Raw genomic sequence first — 16,072 nt, 5'->3', positions numbered from 1 at the left:
CCTTACTTGAGTTTATGCGCGCATTCGCCGCAGAACACGTCATCGGACGCGACCGGTGCCTTGCAGCTCGGGCAGTGCAGGCTGTCAACGGGCGCGGCAGCCGGCGTGGCCGGTGCGGCGGGCGCAGTCGCCTGTTCGGCCAGGGCACGCGCGCGTTCACGCGCTTCTTCGGCTTTTTTCTTGACCGTGGCCAGGCCGTCGTTCAGGCTCGCTTCGGAGGCGCTGAAATCGACATTGCGCGTGGCGTTCAGGTAGATGATGCACACGCCCTTGGTGAAGATCAGGCCAGGCACGACGGCCGCGGCCGCCAGCAGCAAGCCGCCGCCCAGACCGGCTGCGATGATGTAGCCGGAACCGCCGCTCAGGCCCGAAGCGAGGGAATACATGTTCATCTGGCCGCCCAGGCCCAGGATGCCGGCCGACATGCCGCTTGTCAGCGACACGCCGGTACCGATCACGCCAAAGATCAGCAGCGCCACAAACGAGGTGATCAGGAACAGCAGCACTTCCAGCAGGATCACGGACACCAGCTTGGTGCGCACGATCAGGTTCAGGCGGGCAATGATCTGGAACACGGTGGCGCCCGACCAGGCGGCAGGGCCGGCCAGCGGCAGCATCACGTAGAACAGCGCAAACACCAGCACGCCCAGCACGATGGCCGACAGCGGGAAGACGACCGTGTACAGCACGGGGCCGAGCACGGGAATCTTGCAGACGAACAAGATGATGGCAATGGCGATCATGGCCGCCAGCACGATCAGAAATTCCAGGAACACGACCGCGATCAGGCGGTGGCTCGTGTACAGCGAAACGAGCACGGCATCAACCAGGCTCATGCCTGGCTGGCCTTGCGCATCGCGCATCAGCAGGATGCCCACGGCGTTGGAACCGTAAAACATGACGAGGAAGGCCATCAGGCCGCCCAGGAAGCCCAGCAGCACGCTGCTCATGCTGCCGGCAAGCATCGTCAGCAGGCCGCCGACGAGCACGGCGCCGATAAAGGTCAGGGCCAGCAGGGCAATCGCGCGGAAATTCTTGATGGCGTCGGTCGCTTCGATCAACGAACCGAGCGCGGAGGAAAAGGGAAGAGATTTAGGTACTTCTGTGGAAATGGTCATGTCTGGCCTGGAAGGGGGAAATCGGAAGGGGCCGCCTGCCTGGCTGCCCCGTGGTCATGCTGTGTTAGTAGGCCAGCGCCAGTTGCAGATCGGAAACAGGCGCCTGGCGCTGGACGATCTGCAGCTTGACGTCCTGGCCGCCGACGCGCTTGCTATTCAGGTACAGGGCCGTGCGTACCGGGTAAATGCCTTGCGGCACGCCTTCCGGCATGGGAATGGAGAAGCCGCCCTTGTAGGCGCCGCTGCCGTTATTGCTGCTGACGACCTTGCGCACGGTTTTGATCAGTTCGCCACTTGGCTTGTACAGGCTCAATTCCTCTTCCACCAGCGGGTTCGGATCGCGCGTACCGGCCGCCACTTCGATATACGAATTGGTCTGCGCCTTCTGGCCCGGACGCACGGACGACGGCGTAAAGCCCGTCTCGTATTTCACCAGGGTCGACTGCTCGGGCAGCTTGCCCTTGTTGGCCACCTTGTAGTCGGCCTGCACCTGCTGCGACGTCTTGACTTGCTGGCTTTGATAATTCAAGGCCACGCAAGCGAGCGCGCCCAAGCTGGCGCCCAGGGCCGCGCCGCGCACGGTATTGTTACCACCTCCGAGCAAGCCGCCCACGACGGCGCCGATGCCGGCCAGCATGGCCGTATTGCATTCGCCGCTGGCCGCTTCCGTACCTGCAGCGGTGGTGTTACCCGTGGCGCCAGGGCCGCCCGGCGCGGCGCAACCGGCCAGCATCGAAGACACGACCAGCAGCGCCACCATGGGCTTGGCAATTTGTTTCAAGTTTTTCACGTTATTCTCCGGAAAGATCAAAATAGGAATGGAAGGCAAGCCACACGGCTTACTCGATCTGGATTTGCGACAGCGCCTTGTCCTGCGCTTCCTTCGCCTTGCGCTTGATGTCGAGCGCATGGCGGTTGCCCGTGTCCATGCGCAACACGGCATTCGCGTTGGCAATGGCACAGTCGTATTTGCGCTGGCTCATGCAATGGCTCGCTTCCGACAGGCTCTCCGTGATCACGCTTTCCAGGCCGGAATTCTTGCTGACAGGCGCAGCCGGTGGTGTCACCTTGACGGGCTTGGCCGGTTTTTCCGTGACGGGGGCCGGTGCTGGTGCGGGTGCCGGAACAGGGGCTGGTGCAGGAACGGCGGCCGGCACTGGCGCCGGTTCGGCTGCGGCCGCCGCAGATGTCGTGGCAGGCGCAGTCGCCGTGGCGCCATCGAGCACCGGGTCGCTGATGGCCAGCGGCTGCTCGGCTGCAGGCGCAGGGTCCGCCTGCGCGGGCAAGGCTGGAACGGGTTCCGGCGCCGCTGCAACCGGCTTGCTTGACAGGAAATAGTAAGCGCCCGCACCGCCCAGCAGCACTACCGCTGCGACGGCGGCGGCGATCAGTTTCGTGCGGTTGCCAGCCGGCGGGCTGTCCGCCGGCACATCGGGGGCGGGAGCTGGCTCGGGTACAGGTTCGGGCACAGGCTCGGCACGGCGCTTTTCCAGCACAGGTGGTGGCGGCGGTGGCGCGACCAGCTCCGGCACTGGCGTCGGAACGGGCTCAACAACAAGCTCAACGACGGGCTCGGTAACTGGCTCGATCACGGCCTCGATGACAGGTTCCGGCAGCGGCGGCGGCACCGGCGCGGCAACGGGCGCCACGGCAAAGCTGAACGCGCACTTGGGGCAGAACTTGGCGTCGGGCTTGCAGTCATGGCCGCATTGGCCACAGGATTTGCCTGGCACGGGAGTGGGAGCGTCGGCCGGGGCAACGGCAAACGTCGTGCCGCAGGAAGAGCAGAATTTGGCGCCCGGCTTATTCTCGGCCTGGCAGGAAAGGCATTTCAATTGGCATCTCTTTTCATATCAACGCTGGAATCGCGTACGCTGGCGCTTGCCAGAATGGCAGCTTTGTTGCCGTACGGCTAAATATTCAACGAGTATATTTTCAAACACCAAGTTGCCACAAGGGAAAATTGCCTTTTGCTCTATTCAATTTTTAAATATTGGTAAAAATCCCGCCACCACGGCGGTCCGCCGCCCCATCCTGGTGCACCGATAGCAAAAAACCCGGCAACGCAGGTCGCGTTGCCGGGTTTCAGTCAATGCCCGAGGGGGAAGAACCGCTTACTTGCGTCCGCCTCGTGCCGGCGCCCCATGGCCGCCCTTGGCTGGCGGCTTGCTGCCACGGCCCATCGGCGCGGCGGCCGGCTTGGCCTTGGTCTTGATGGTCGACAAGATCGATGGACGCACCTTCGACTCGGCGGCCGACGCTTTGGGCGCCGCTGCCGTACCGCCCAGAGCGATGCGGTTCTTGCCCGGCGTGACCTTGAACTTGTCCGGCGTGCCGGCACCATGCGTCTGGCGGCTGCGTTCGCCTGCGGCCAGGCCGCCCGATTCCGACGACGTCCAGGCGGGTATCAAATGCTTGTCGCCATTGCCGATCAAGTCGCCACGGCCCATGTTGACCAGCGCTTCGCGCAGGATCGGCCAGTTGGCCGGGTCCTGGTAGCGCAGGAACGCCTTGTGCGTGCGGCGGATCTTGCCGCTACGGGCCGTTTCCACCACTTCCGAATCCGCCGTGACCTTGCGCAAAGGATTCTTGCGCGTGTGGTACATGGTCGTGGCCATGGCCATCGGCGTGGGCATGAAGGTTTGCACTTGGTCGAGCTTGAAGTTGTTCTTCTTCAGCCACAGGGCCAGGTTCAGCATGTCCAGGTCCGTCGTGCCCGGATGGGCGGCGATGAAATACGGAATCAGATACTGCTTCTTGCCCGCTTCCAGCGAGAAACGGTCGAACATTTCCTTGAACTCGTCGTACGCACCGATGCCGGGCTTCATCATCTTCGACAAGGTGCCCTCTTCCGTGTGCTCGGGCGCGATCTTCAGCAAGCCACCCACGTGGTGCGTGACCAGTTCCTTCACGTACTCGGGCGAACGCACGGCCAGATCGTAGCGCAAGCCCGAGCTGATCAAGACTTTCTTGATGCCGGGAATGGCGCGCGCCTTGCGGTACAACGAGATGAGCTTGCTGTGGTCCGTGCCCAGGTTCACGCAGATGGACGGGTAGACGCACGACAGGCGGCGGCATGAGACTTCGATCTCTTTTTCCTTGCAGGCAAGGCGATACATATTCGCCGTCGGACCGCCCATATCGGAAATGGTGCCTGTAAAACCTTTGGTTTTATCGCGGATATGCTCGATTTCGCGCAGGATCGACGGTTCCGAACGGCTCTGGATGATGCGGCCTTCATGTTCCGTGATCGAGCAGAAGGTGCAGCCGCCGAAGCAGCCGCGCATGATGTTGACGGAAAAGCGGATCATTTCCCAGGCAGGGATATGCGCCTTGCCATAGCTTGGGTGCGGGGCGCGCGCGTAATTCATGTCATACACGCCATCCATCTCGTCCATGGCCAGCGGCAACGGCGGCGGGTTGAGCCACACGTCGCGTTCGCCGTGCGCCTGCACCATGGCGCGCGCATTGCCGGGATTCGATTCCAGGTGGAACACGCGCGACGCGTGCGCATACATGACGGGGTCATCCTTGACGACGTCGTAGGCGGGCAGGCGCACGACCGTCTTGTCGTGCTTTTCCTTGGCCATGGCCAGGCGCTCTTCGCGGCTCATGATACGGATCGGCTTGATGACTTCGGCCGATTTCGACGCATTTTCCGTGGCGCAGGCGGTCTTGTCTTCCTGCACCATCTCATACGGGCTGTAGTGCGGATCGATCTTACCGGGCACGTCGACGCGGGTGGAATTGTGCACGCCCCAGTCGTCACCGGGCAACCAGCCGGACGGCACCATGAAGGCCGTGCCGCGCAAATTGCGGATATCCTTGATCGATTCGCCGGCGGCCAGGCGGTGGGTCAGGTCGACCAGCGCCCGTTCGGCATTGCCGAAGATCAGCAGATCGGCCTTGGAATCGGGCAAGACGGAACGGCGGACCTTGTCCGACCAGTAATCGTAATGGGCGATGCGGCGCAACGATGCTTCGATACTGCCGATGACGATGGGCACGTCGGGATATGCTTCGCGCGCGCGCTGGGCGTACACGGTAACGGCGCGGTCCGGGCGTTTATTCGGTTCGGCATTGGCCGTGTAGGCGTCGTCGGAGCGGATCTTGCGGTCGGCCGTGTACTGGTTGACCATGGAATCCATGTTGCCGGCGGTAATGCCGTAGTACAGACGCGGCTTGCCGAGGATACGGAACGCGTCGGCCGACAGCCAGTCCGGCTGGCTGATGATGCCAACGCGGTAACCTTGCGCTTCGAGCAGGCGGCCAACGAGGGCCATGCCGAAACTCGGATGGTCGATGTAGGCGTCGCCCGTGACGAGGATGACGTCGCACTGGTCCCAGCCCAGCGCGTCCATCTCGGCACGCGACATCGGCAGGAAAGGCGCCACGGCAGCGCGGGCAGACCGCTTGGGAACGGTCGCAAATAAATTGGTAGGGGAGCTCATAGGGTACGGATTGTACCGGAATTGGCCATTTCCAACCTGACGGCCTGCTTTTTACTGTTGGATTTCAGTACAAAAAACGTTTATTTTTCAATTACTTGGGAGAAAGAAGGCCCGTCCCGGCAGGACAAGGCCCGACAATTCCCGCAATTTATTCAAATACCCATGTTGGCAAGAATTTCACCAAGTTCCCGCAGCGCCGGCTCCAGTTTCGGGTGCTTGACGGCAAACTTGGCCGACAATTCCTGGCTGCGCTCGGCCAGTCCATAGGTGGTCGACTCTTCTTCCTGTTCCTGCGCGGCGCGCTTTTCCATCAGCAATTTGATGTCGACATCGAGTTTTTGCAGCAAACCATGCAGTTCTTCATCGACGGGGCCGCTGGTTTCCAGTGTCGAATGCAGTTGTTGCAACGATTCCTTGAGTTTGCTATCCATGTTTTTTCCTGTCAGTCAGTAAATTGCGTGTCCAGGAACAATTGTTCCACCTTGCTTCTGGCCCACGGGGTCTTGCGCAAAAACTTCAGGCTCGACTTGATGCTGGGATCGCTGATGAAGCAATTGATATCGATGTGCTTGGCCAGGCCGTCCCAGCCGTAGTGGGCTTGCAGGCGCGTCACGATACCTTCCAGGGTAATGCCATTCAAATCTTGCTGACTCATATACTCTTTCGACTGCCTTCTTAATTACATCTTACTCAATTCTACGCCGCCGGCACGGAAAGCTTGCGTGCGCCATGTCAACGCAACGCAAGCTTCTGATGAGGGCGTCTTACTTCGCGTTCAAGCCGCGGCGTTCCAGCAGCGGTTCCACGGTGGCATCGCGGCCGCGGAAGTCGCGGAACAGTTGCAGCGCATCGACGCTGCCGCCGCGCGACAACAATTTGCTGCGGAACCAGTCGCCATTCTTGCGCGTCAGGCCGCCGTTTTCCTTGAACCAGTTGACCGATTCCGCATCCAGTTTTTCCGACCACAGGTAAGCGTAATACGCGGCCGAATAGCCGCCCGAGAAGCTGTGCGAGAAGTAGCTGGTGCGGTAGCGCGGCGGCACGGGCGCGTAATCGACACCAGCGTCTTTCAGCGACGCCGCTTCAAAAGCCAGCACGTCGGTCGGGATCTGGCTTGGCGCCAGCTGATGCCAGCGCTGGTCCAGCAACGCTGCCGACAGGTATTCCGTCGTCATGAAACCCTGGTTGAATTTCTTCGCCGCCGTGACCTTGTCGAGCAATTCCTGCGGCATGGCCGCGCCGCTCTGATAGTGCTTGGCGTAGTTTTGCAGCACTTCCGGCCACACGGCCCACATTTCGTTGACTTGCGATGGATACTCGACGAAGTCGCTCGGTACGCTGGTGCCGGCAAAGCGCGGATATTTCACGTTCGAAAACATGCCGTGCAGCGCATGGCCGAATTCGTGGAACATGGTCGTCACTTCGTCGAAGGTCAGCAAGGTAGGCTGGCCGGCCGGCGGCTTTGGAATGTTCAATTGATTGGCCACGACCGGGTGCGTGCCCATCAGCATTGACTGCGACACGTATTCATTCATCCACGCGCCGCCATGCTTGTTGCCGCGCGCATAGAAGTCAGCGATGAACAGGGCCAGCGGCTTGCCGTCGGAGTCGAGCACGTCGTAGACGCGCACGTCCGGGTTGTACACCGGCAGATCTTTACGTTCCTTGAAACTGATGCCGTACAGTTTATTGGCGGCAAAGAAGACACCGTTGTTCAGCACGCTATTCAATTCCAGGTACGGTTTCAGCTCGTTTTCATCGAAATTGAAACGCTGCTTGCGCAGCTTGTCCGTGTAGATGGCCCAGTCGGCCGCTGCCACCTGGAAACCGCCCTTTTCCGCATCGACCACTTGCTGCAGGTCGGCCGCTTCGCGGCGCGCGTTGGCGACGGCCGGTTTCGCCAGTTCCGACAGCAGGGTGTTGACGGCCGTCGTCGTCTTGGCCGTCTGGTCTTCCAGCGAATACGCGGCGTAGTTGGCGTAACCGAGCAAGGTGGCCCGTTCGGCGCGCAGTTTCGCCAGCTTCAGCACGATGGCGCGGTTGTCGAACTCGCCGCCCTGGCTGCCCCGGTTCAGCGACGCATCCATCAGGCGCTGGCGTGTCTTACGATCCGTCAATACGGCCAGCGGCGGCTGGCCGCTGGTGTTCACGAGGGCGATGACGAACTTGCCCGTCAAGCCGCGTTCCTTGGCGGCGGCGGCGGCCGTGTCGATATCGCTGTCGGTCATGCCGGCCAGTTCGGCGCGCGTGTCGACGACGATGCTCTTGGCATTCGTTTCCTTCAGCACGTTTTGCGCGAAGGCCGTTTCCAGGCCTGCCTGCTCGGCGTTATAGGCTTTCAATTTTTCCTTGTCCGCATCGGACAGCTTGGCGCCGGCGCGCACGAAGTCCGTGTGGTAGCGCTCCAGCAAGCGCAGGGATTCGGCATCGAGGCCCAGCTTGTCGCGCTTGGCGTACAGGGTGTCGATGCGGGTAAACAATTTCGGATTCAAGGTGATGGCATCGCCATGCGCGGCCAGTTTTGGCGACACGTCCACTTCCACCGCTTCCAGCACGGCATTGGTATTGGTCGAGGTCATGTTGCTGAAGATGCTATTCACGCGGTGCAGCAGCTGCCCCGTGCGCTCGAGCGCCACGATGGTGTTCTCGAACGTGGGCGCCTGGCGATTGTTCGCAATGGCGTTGACTTCAGCCAGCTGGCGTTTCATGCCTTCGGCAAACGCCGGCGCGTAGTGCTCATCCTTGATCAGGCCGAATTGCGGCATCTGGAATGGCAGCGGACTGGCTTTCAGCAGGGGGTTCTGGGCGCTGATGGCAGCGGCGGGCGCCGATTTTGCGGTGGCGGCAGCCATGGCGGACGGAGCGGCGTGGGCCAGCATGACGCTGGCGGCGATGACGAGCAGTTGTGGACGGATCATGACATCTTTCTGAAAGCGCGGGGAAGAGCCGCGATCGCGTCGCGGGCCAGTGGCAGATCATAGCAGCCTGTCACACAGGCGTCATCCAACATGGGCGATCCTGTGGTGCATCACGCCAACTGCGCGGTTTACCACGGTCTGCGTGGCGATTCGCCAAATAAAAATGGCCGCCCATTGCTTGGCGGCCACTGATGTTCATCACCGGCCAGGCCGGTGAAGGGTACGAGGATTACTTGCCGTTCAAGCCACGGCGTTCCAGCAGCGGCTCGATCTTCGCATCGCGGCCGCGGAAGTTGCGGTAGATGTCGAGCGCATCGGCGCTGCCGCCGCGCGACAGCAGTTTAGTACGGAACCAGTCGCCGTTCTTGCGCGTCAGGCCGCCGTTTTCCTTGAACCACTCGACCGTGTCGGCATCAAGCTTTTCCGACCACAAATACGCGTAGTAGCCGGCCGAGTAGCCGCCCGCGAACGCGTGCGAGAAGTAGGTGGTGCGGTAGCGCGGCGGCGCCGGGGCGAAATCGACGCCGGCATCCGTCAAGGCGGCTTTTTCAAACGCCAGCACGTCGGTGGGGATTTGCGCCGGGGTCAGTTGGTGCCAGCGCTGGTCCAGCAGGGCCGACGCCAGGTATTCCGTGGTTTTGTAGCCCTGGTTGAAATTGTCGGCCGCCGTCACTTTCGCCAGCAGTTCGGCGGGAATCGCCGCGCCCGTCTGATAATGCTTGGCATAGTTTTGCAGTACTTCCGGCCACAGCGCCCACATTTCATTGACTTGCGACGGGTACTCGACGAAGTCGCGCGGCACGCTGGTGCCGGCAAAGCGCGGGTATTTCACGTTCGAAAACATGCCGTGCAGCGCATGGCCGAATTCGTGGAACATGGTGTTGACTTCGTCAAACGTCATCAGGGTCGGCTGGCCCGCTTCCGGCTTTGGAATGTTCAGGTTATTCGCGATGACGGGTTTGCGGCCCAGCAAGGTCGACTGGCCTACATAGGCATTCGCCCAAGCGCCGCCGCGCTTGTTGCTGCGCGCGTAAGGATCGAGCGTGAAAATCGCCAGCTGCGTGCCGTCTTCATTGAAGACGTCGTAGACCAGCATGTCGGACGTGTAGACGGGCAAGTCGGTGCGCTGCTTGAACGTGAGGCCGTACAACTTGCCAGCGGCAAAGAACACGCCCTTGGTCAGCACGCTGTGCATTTCAAAGTACGGTTTCAACTGCGTCTCGTCGAAGTTGTAGCGTTCGGCGCGTACCTTGTCGCTATAGAAGGCCCAGTCGGCGGCGCCCACCTTGAAGCCGCCTTTGCCTGCATCGATGACCTTCTGGATATCGTCCGCTTCACGGCGCGCATTGACGACGGCCGGCTTCGCCAACTCGCCCAGCAGGGCGTTCACGGCGGTAGTGTCGTGCGCCGTCTGGTCTTCCAGCGAATACGCCGCGTAGTTCGGGTAGCCCATCAGCGCGGCACGTTCGGCCCGCAGTTTTGCCAGTTCCAGCACTTCCTGGGTGTTGTCGAACTCGCCGCCACGGCTGCCGCGCGCTTGCGAAGCGGCCATGATGCGTTCGCGCAAGGTGCGGTTGGTCAGCAGCGACAACGGCGCCTGCCCTGTCGTGTTGACGAGGGCGATCACGTATTTGCCGTCCAGGCCGCGCTTCTTGGCCAGGCCGGCAGCCACTTCGATGGCGGCAGGCGACAGGCCGTCCAGTTCTTCGCGCGTGTCGACGACAACGGCGGAGGCGTTCAACTCCTTCAGCACATTTTGTGCGAACTTGGTCGACAGGGCAGCGAGCTGGCCGTTGTAGGCGCGCAGCTTTTCCTTGTCCGCCGCCGACAGCTTGGCGCCGGCGCGCACGAAGTCCGTGTGGTAACGCTCCAGCAAGCGTTTCGATTCGGCATCGAGGCCCAGCTTGTCGCGCTTGGCGTACAGGGTGTCGATGCGCTTGAACAATTTGTCGTTGAGCATGATCGCGTCGCTGTGGGCCGCCATTTTCGGCGCCAGCTCGCGTTCCAGGCCCTGGATCGTGTCATTCGTATTCGAGCCGGACATCACGGAAAATACGGTGCGCACACGGCTCAGCAACTGGCCCGAGCGCTCCATGGCCACGATGGTGTTGTCGAACGTGGCTGGTTTCTTGTTGTTCGCAATCGCACTGATTTCCGCCAGGTTGGCGGCCATGCCTGCCGTAAAGGCGGGCGCGTAGTCCGCGTCCTGCACCTTGTCGAACGGCGGATAGTTGAATGGCAGGCTGCTCGCTTGCGCAAACGGGTTCGAGGCAGGCAGCGTTGCCGCCGCGGTAGCGATAGTGGCAGGCGCCGCGGTGGCGGCAAAAGCGGCGGCTGGCGCCAGCATCAGGCTGGCGGCGATGACGAGCATTGTTGGACGGGTCATGTCTTCTTTCAAGAAACGCAAGAGAGCCGCGATTGTGTCGCGGGCCAGCCTGAAATAATAACAGCCTGAAACACTTGCGTCACCAGCAACTACCGATGGTAGCGCGCCCGCCAGTGAGGAACGGTTTTCATGTGTCCCGCGTCACGATGCCGATTTAGTAATGTGGCGGACGCTCGTTCACCAGCCCGCCATTTGCCTGCTGTGCCCCATCGCGCACATGTTCGCCCAGCTTGTGCAGCATCGCTTCCAACTGGTCGATGCGCTTGCCCTGCTGGTACACCATCTGGTTCAGCGATTCGACCAGGTCTTCCTGCTGCGCCAGCTTGATTTCGATATCGACGAAACGTATTTCCATCTGTTCTGCATTGTCCATGGTGCTCTCGGTGGTTCCTGACTGAAAGCGGCATTCTACCGCCGCAGCGGCGTGAGCCAGGACAAACCTCGTCCATTCTCATCGGTCAGGCGGCCATTTCTGCCTATTCTTCCCTTATGACTGAATCAAACCGCTTGACGAATGAGAACAAACGATTACAATGGACGTATCTACTTTGCCTGACCTGATCGACACGCGCAAGACGGCTGAATACCGCCGCTGGGAAGACTCCCTGCACGACGTGGCTGCCGCCGCCATTGATGCGCGCATCAAGCATTTGCAGCACGGTAAAAAGGGCGACTGGCGGCCCGTGGGCGAAGGCGTGTGCGAGCTGCGTTTTTTACAGACGGGACCGGGCTGGCGCGTGTATTTTCACGAGACCAACCTGGGCACCCTGATCTTGCTGCTGCTCGGTGGCGACAAGTCGAGCCAGCGGCGCGACATCAAGCACGCGCAAGCGATACTGAAAACATTGAAAGCCCAACAGGCGGCCATCCGGAAGCAAAAAGCGGCAGCCAGCCCATCGACAGGAGCACGAAAGACATGAACCAAGACATCCATGGCGATACCTTCGACCTCGACGACCTCGACGCGCTGGGATTGAGCAAATTTGATCCGACGCAACACCTGACCAGCAAGGAAGCCGTGGCCGCCTACATGAGCGAAATCGTCGCTACCGGCAACGCCGAACTGTTCCAGTCCGCCATGAACGACGTGGTGCGCGCCTACGGTATGGGCAAGGTGGCGGCCCGGGCCGACATCACGCGTGAAGGCGCGTATAAAGCCTTGCGCGAAGGCAGTAAACCGCGCTTTGAAACCATTTTAAAGATGCTCGATGCGCTGGGCATGCAGCTGGCCATCGTGCCGAAAACCGCGCCCGACGGCACCGTGGAAGCGTAAACGCCGCTTAGCCCTTCGGCGCGGCCAGCAAGGCCTTCATGCGCGCCAGGCGTTCTTTCGGCGAAATGACTTCCGCCTCCGTCGGCACGGCATCGCCCACGTCGAGTTGCATTTCCTTGATGAAGCGCGACGGGTCGCAATGGACTTGCTCGCCGGCCCGCTTGCGCTTCTTGCACCACGTGATGTGCAAGGTGCGCTGCGCCCGCGTGATGCCCACGTACATCAGCCGCCGCTCTTCCTGGATGCGCGCGGCGATGGTTTCGGCCGGCGCGTCAGGGTCGCCCTTGTGCGGCAAGATCCCCTCTTCCACGCCCACCAGAAACACGTGCGGAAACTCGAGCCCTTTCGACGCGTGCAGGGTGGACATGCGCACGGCGTCCTGTTCCTCGTCCTTGCCCTCGAGCATGGTCATCAAGGCCACCATCTGCGTCAGTTCCAGCACGTTCTTTTCTTCGCCGTCGCGGTCCTTGCCGCCCCGGCCCCGTTCCTTGAGCCAGTTGACGAATTCCAACACGTTCTGCCACTTGCTTTGCGCCTGGCGTTCCTCGAAAGCATCGTACAGATACGATTCGTAGTGGATTTCCTTCATCATGTCGTCCAGCACTTCGGCCGCGTTGTCGCCGCTGCCGGCCGCGCCGGGACGGCTGGCGCGCGATTCGAGGTCGTTGATGAAGTTGCAGAAGTCGCGCAGCGGTCCCAGTTGGCGGTCCGTCAGCTTGGCCTCGATGCCGCCTTTAAAAACGGCCTGGAACAGCGAGCACTGCCACTGCCCCGAGAACGCACCGAGCACCTCCAAAGTCGACTGGCCCACGCCACGGCGCGGCGTCGTCACGGCGCGGATGAAGGCCGGGTCGTCGTCTTCATTCGCCAACAAGCGCAGGTAGCTGATGATGTCCTTGATCTCGGCCTTGTCGAAGAAGCTCTGGCCGCCCGAGATCGTGTACGGGATGCGCTCCTTGCGCAGGCACTGCTCGATGATGCGCGCCTGATGGTTGCCCCGGTACAAAATCGCGTAATCGGAAAATTTGTTCTTGCGTTCAAAATGGTCGGCCGAGATCATGATGGCGACCTGCTCCGCCTCCTGCTCGTCCGTCTGCATGCCCAGCACCTTGATCGGCTCGCCCAGGCCGTGTTCCGACCACAGCGACTTTTCAAACAGTTTAGGATTGTTGCCGATGACGGCATTGGCGGCGTTCAGCACGCGCATGGTGGAACGGTAATTCTGCTCCAGCTTGATCACGCGCAGATCGGGGAAATCCGTTTCCAGGGTTTTCAGATTTTCCACGGTGGCGCCGCGCCACGCGTAAATCGCCTGGTCGTCGTCGCCCACGGCCGTAAACATCGGCTTCTTGCCGATGCCCGTCACCATCAGTTTCACCAGTTCGTACTGGCAAGTGTTCGTATCCTGGTATTCATCGACGAGCAGATAGCGCAAGCGGCGCTGCCACTTGTCGCGCACGGGCCCGTTGTTGCGGAACAGTTCCACGGGCAGGCGGATCAGATCGTCGAAATCGACGGCCTGGTAGGCGGACAGGGTGGCCACATAGCTGCGGTAGATGCGCGCCGCATTCGCTTCGTCCTCATCCTTGGCTTGCGCCAGGGCCATGTCCGGATCGATCAGGCCATTTTTCCACAGGGACATGGCATTCTGGATGCCGCGTATGACCTGTTTATCGGTGGTAATGGCAAGATCTTGCACGAGGGAAAAACAGTCGTCGCTGTCCATGATGGAAAAGCGGTCCTTCAAGCCCACGCCATTGGCTTCCTGGCGCAGGATTTTCACGCCCAGCGAGTGGAAGGTCGACACTGTCAACTGCTTGGCCTGGCGCGGCTGTTTCAACAGCTTGGCGATGCGTTCCTGCATTTCCAGCGCCGCCTTGTTGGTGAAGGTCAGCGCGGCGATGGTGCGCGGGTCATAGCCCCGGTCTTCGATCAGATGGGCGATCTTTTGCGTGATCACGCGCGTCTTGCCCGAACCGGCGCCCGCCAGCACGAGGCAAGGGCCGTCGAGGTAGGTAACCGCTTCGCTTTGGGGCGCATTCAGACCGAACTGTGGTGCTTTGGACATCAGGGTATTTCCGCAGGGAACAGCAGCCCATTGTAACAGCGTCGCGCAGGCTATTTGCATGGCGAACCCTGCCCGAACAACAGGCAATGGCATTGATATATCGCCATATGCCGCCATCTTGGCCGATTCAATGCGTGCGGCGATGCCACGCCTGGAGTACCATTCCGCCTATATCGCCCGTGCGCGCCCACTTACCGAATGGCAGTCCCATGAAATTTGAACACCTGATTGAAATCAACGATCCCTTGAACCCGCTGATCGACACCTTGACCCTGGAACAAGTCTGGCGCGGCCTGGTCTTGCGCGCCGAGTCGCCGAAGCTGTTCGTGCCGCACCTCGACGAATGCCAGATCAGCGAGCGCAGCGATGCCGGTTTCGCGCGCAGCCTGCGCTATGGCGAGCTGGTCATCAACGACAAGGTGGTGCTGATACCGCAACTGCAGGTGCGCTACGAAGTGCCGGCGCAACAGGATATCAGCGCGTCCTCGCTGGTGATGACCATCGAAATGCCCGATGAAGCGAGCATGTGGGTGCGCTTCCAGTACGACGACGGCCACGACGCAGCCACCGATGCGGCCAACGCCCTGTACGACGACTTCCGCCGCTCGGCCTACAAGGAATCCGATATCGACACCGTGCGCATCATGCGCGAACTGGCGCTCGAAGGACGGCTCGATGCGGGCTTGCTGAACTAAATCAAATTCGCGCGCTGCGGCCCCACAACTGATCGGGGCGAAACTGCAGTCCCGCCTGCTCCGCGCTCAGCACTTCGCGAATCGCATGCAAGTCCACGCGCGTATCGCGCCGCAGCGGCACTTCCAGGCGCGCGCCGCGGGGGCCGACCAGCGACTGCACATGGGGCGTGGTGGCATTCAGCCCCTTGCGCGTGACGACGCCGACCTCCCCATTCAACAGTTTGACGAAGGTGCCGACCGGGTAGATGCCCAGTTCGCGCACCAGCAGGGACGCCAGCGGCGCATCCAGGGTAGCCTTGTCGGCCATCAGCATTTCGCGCAGGGCCACGTTCGGCAGCAAGGGCTGGCGATAGCTGCGCTTCGACACGCGCGCGCAATAGCGGTCGGCCAGCATGATCAGGCGCGCGCCGATGCCGATCGCCTCGCCTTGCGTACCCAGCGGATAGCCGCTGCCATCGATATTTTCATGGTGCTGCAGCACGGCTTGCAGCCAGACGGCGTCCGTCACGCCCGCCGCGCGCAGCAAGTCGACACCCGCTTGCGGATGGGCCCGCAAATAGGCCCGTTCCTGCGCGTCCAGCGGGCCCGCCTTGTGCTGAAAATGGGCGTGGCGTTCCAGCATGCCCACATTCATGCTCAGCGCGGCCAGCACCACGCTGCGGATCACGCCGTCATCGAGTTTCAGGGCGCGCGCCAGCAGGGCCGTGATGACGGCCGTGTCGACGCTGTGGCGCACGGCAAAGTCGCCCGCGCCCTGGTTGTGCAAAATACAGGCCAGCGCCACGTCGGCGTCCAGAACAACGGCCTCTTCCACCAGCTGCGCCAGCGGCGCGAGGGATGCATGGCTGCCCGCCTGCCCGGCGGCAATGGCCGGCAAGACGAGGGCCAGGCCGGCCGTGACAAGGTTCAGCATGCGCAGCGCCGACGGCGCTTCCGTGGCCGTGCGCGGCACGTCGGCACTGGTATCGGCGATGACGCCGCGCGCGAGCAGCAATGCGATCTGGTTCTCGCTGCTGATGACATGGCCCAGCCTGGCCAGCAAGCTGCCCGTCTCGCCATGCACGTCCCAAGGCAGGGCCACGCCCAGGGCGAGTTCTCCCGCGTAAATGCGCCGAATTTTCACATCGTCTCCGTGTCATCGCCAGCCGCTGCCCTTTTTACCA

General features: G+C 61.7%; 14 protein-coding genes. 3 read left to right on the top strand and 11 right to left on the bottom strand.

Annotated elements, in window-relative coordinates; genetic code table 11:
* Nucleotides 1–2 precede the first annotated feature (2 nt).
* The 9 genes from VM94_RS09150 to VM94_RS09110 form a co-directional block, all read right to left on the bottom strand.
* Nucleotides 3–1,118: a zinc ribbon domain-containing protein gene (locus VM94_RS09150; protein WP_138828960.1), complete on the bottom strand. Its 1,116-nt coding sequence runs from the start codon at nt 1,116–1,118 to the stop codon at nt 3–5.
* A gap of 64 nt (nt 1,119–1,182) precedes the next feature.
* Nucleotides 1,183–1,908, bottom strand: a complete 726-nt coding sequence (locus VM94_RS27205; RefSeq protein WP_138828959.1) for a hypothetical protein — start codon at nt 1,906–1,908, stop codon at nt 1,183–1,185.
* Between the two features lie 49 nt (nt 1,909–1,957).
* On the bottom strand, nt 1,958–2,953 hold the full coding sequence (locus VM94_RS09140; RefSeq protein WP_046683210.1) for a zinc ribbon domain-containing protein: 996 nt from the start codon (nt 2,951–2,953) through the stop codon (nt 1,958–1,960).
* A gap of 279 nt (nt 2,954–3,232) precedes the next feature.
* Nucleotides 3,233–5,494 (bottom strand): YgiQ family radical SAM protein, encoded by a 2,262-nt coding sequence (locus VM94_RS09135; protein ID WP_046683296.1) that lies wholly within the window; start codon nt 5,492–5,494, stop codon nt 3,233–3,235.
* 227 nt (nt 5,495–5,721) lie between these two features.
* On the bottom strand, nt 5,722–6,000 hold the full coding sequence (locus VM94_RS09130) for a DUF4404 family protein (protein ID WP_034753883.1): 279 nt from the start codon (nt 5,998–6,000) through the stop codon (nt 5,722–5,724).
* 11 nt (nt 6,001–6,011) lie between these two features.
* Complete coding sequence (locus VM94_RS09125) at nt 6,012–6,224, bottom strand: VF530 family DNA-binding protein (RefSeq protein ID WP_034753881.1); 213 nt, start codon at nt 6,222–6,224, stop codon at nt 6,012–6,014.
* Between the two features lie 109 nt (nt 6,225–6,333).
* Complete coding sequence (locus VM94_RS09120) at nt 6,334–8,487, bottom strand: M3 family metallopeptidase (protein ID WP_046683209.1); 2,154 nt, start codon at nt 8,485–8,487, stop codon at nt 6,334–6,336.
* 229 nt (nt 8,488–8,716) lie between these two features.
* Nucleotides 8,717–10,873, bottom strand: coding sequence for a M3 family metallopeptidase (locus VM94_RS09115; protein WP_235432885.1), 2,157 nt, complete (start codon nt 10,871–10,873; stop codon nt 8,717–8,719).
* A gap of 154 nt (nt 10,874–11,027) precedes the next feature.
* Entirely contained in the window at nt 11,028–11,246 is a 219-nt protein-coding gene (locus VM94_RS09110; protein WP_046683207.1) for a SlyX family protein, read from the bottom strand.
* Between the two features lie 160 nt (nt 11,247–11,406).
* On the opposite strand from VM94_RS09110, the gene VM94_RS09105 reads away from it, so the two are divergent.
* Entirely contained in the window at nt 11,407–11,793 is a 387-nt protein-coding gene (locus VM94_RS09105) for a type II toxin-antitoxin system RelE/ParE family toxin (protein WP_200899209.1), read from the top strand.
* Entirely contained in the window at nt 11,790–12,146 is a 357-nt protein-coding gene (locus VM94_RS09100; protein WP_046683206.1) for an addiction module antidote protein, read from the top strand. The genes VM94_RS09105 and VM94_RS09100 overlap by 4 nt, the downstream gene beginning before the upstream one ends.
* Nucleotides 12,147–12,153: 7 nt before the next feature.
* Here the strand turns inward: VM94_RS09100 and VM94_RS09095 are convergent, their stop codons facing one another.
* Nucleotides 12,154–14,214, bottom strand: a complete 2,061-nt coding sequence (locus VM94_RS09095; RefSeq protein WP_046683205.1) for a UvrD-helicase domain-containing protein — start codon at nt 14,212–14,214, stop codon at nt 12,154–12,156.
* A 209-nt stretch (nt 14,215–14,423) separates the two neighbouring features.
* Between VM94_RS09095 and VM94_RS09090 the strand changes: the two genes are divergently transcribed.
* The gene (locus VM94_RS09090) at nt 14,424–14,909 is read left to right on the top strand and encodes an SRPBCC family protein (RefSeq protein WP_046683204.1); all 486 of its coding nucleotides are present in this window, start codon (nt 14,424–14,426) and stop codon (nt 14,907–14,909) included.
* A gap of 1 nt (nt 14,910) precedes the next feature.
* On the opposite strand, the gene VM94_RS09085 is transcribed toward VM94_RS09090, so the two are convergent.
* Complete coding sequence (locus VM94_RS09085) at nt 14,911–16,032, bottom strand: HD-GYP domain-containing protein (protein ID WP_235432884.1); 1,122 nt, start codon at nt 16,030–16,032, stop codon at nt 14,911–14,913.
* Nucleotides 16,033–16,072: the final 40 nt, after the last annotated feature.

Origin of the sequence: Janthinobacterium sp. KBS0711 (genome assembly GCF_000988085.1) — a bacterium.
Classification (GTDB): Bacteria; Pseudomonadota; Gammaproteobacteria; order Burkholderiales; family Burkholderiaceae_D; genus Janthinobacterium; species Janthinobacterium lividum_E.
This window is presented reverse-complemented; position numbering and strand designations above follow the sequence as displayed.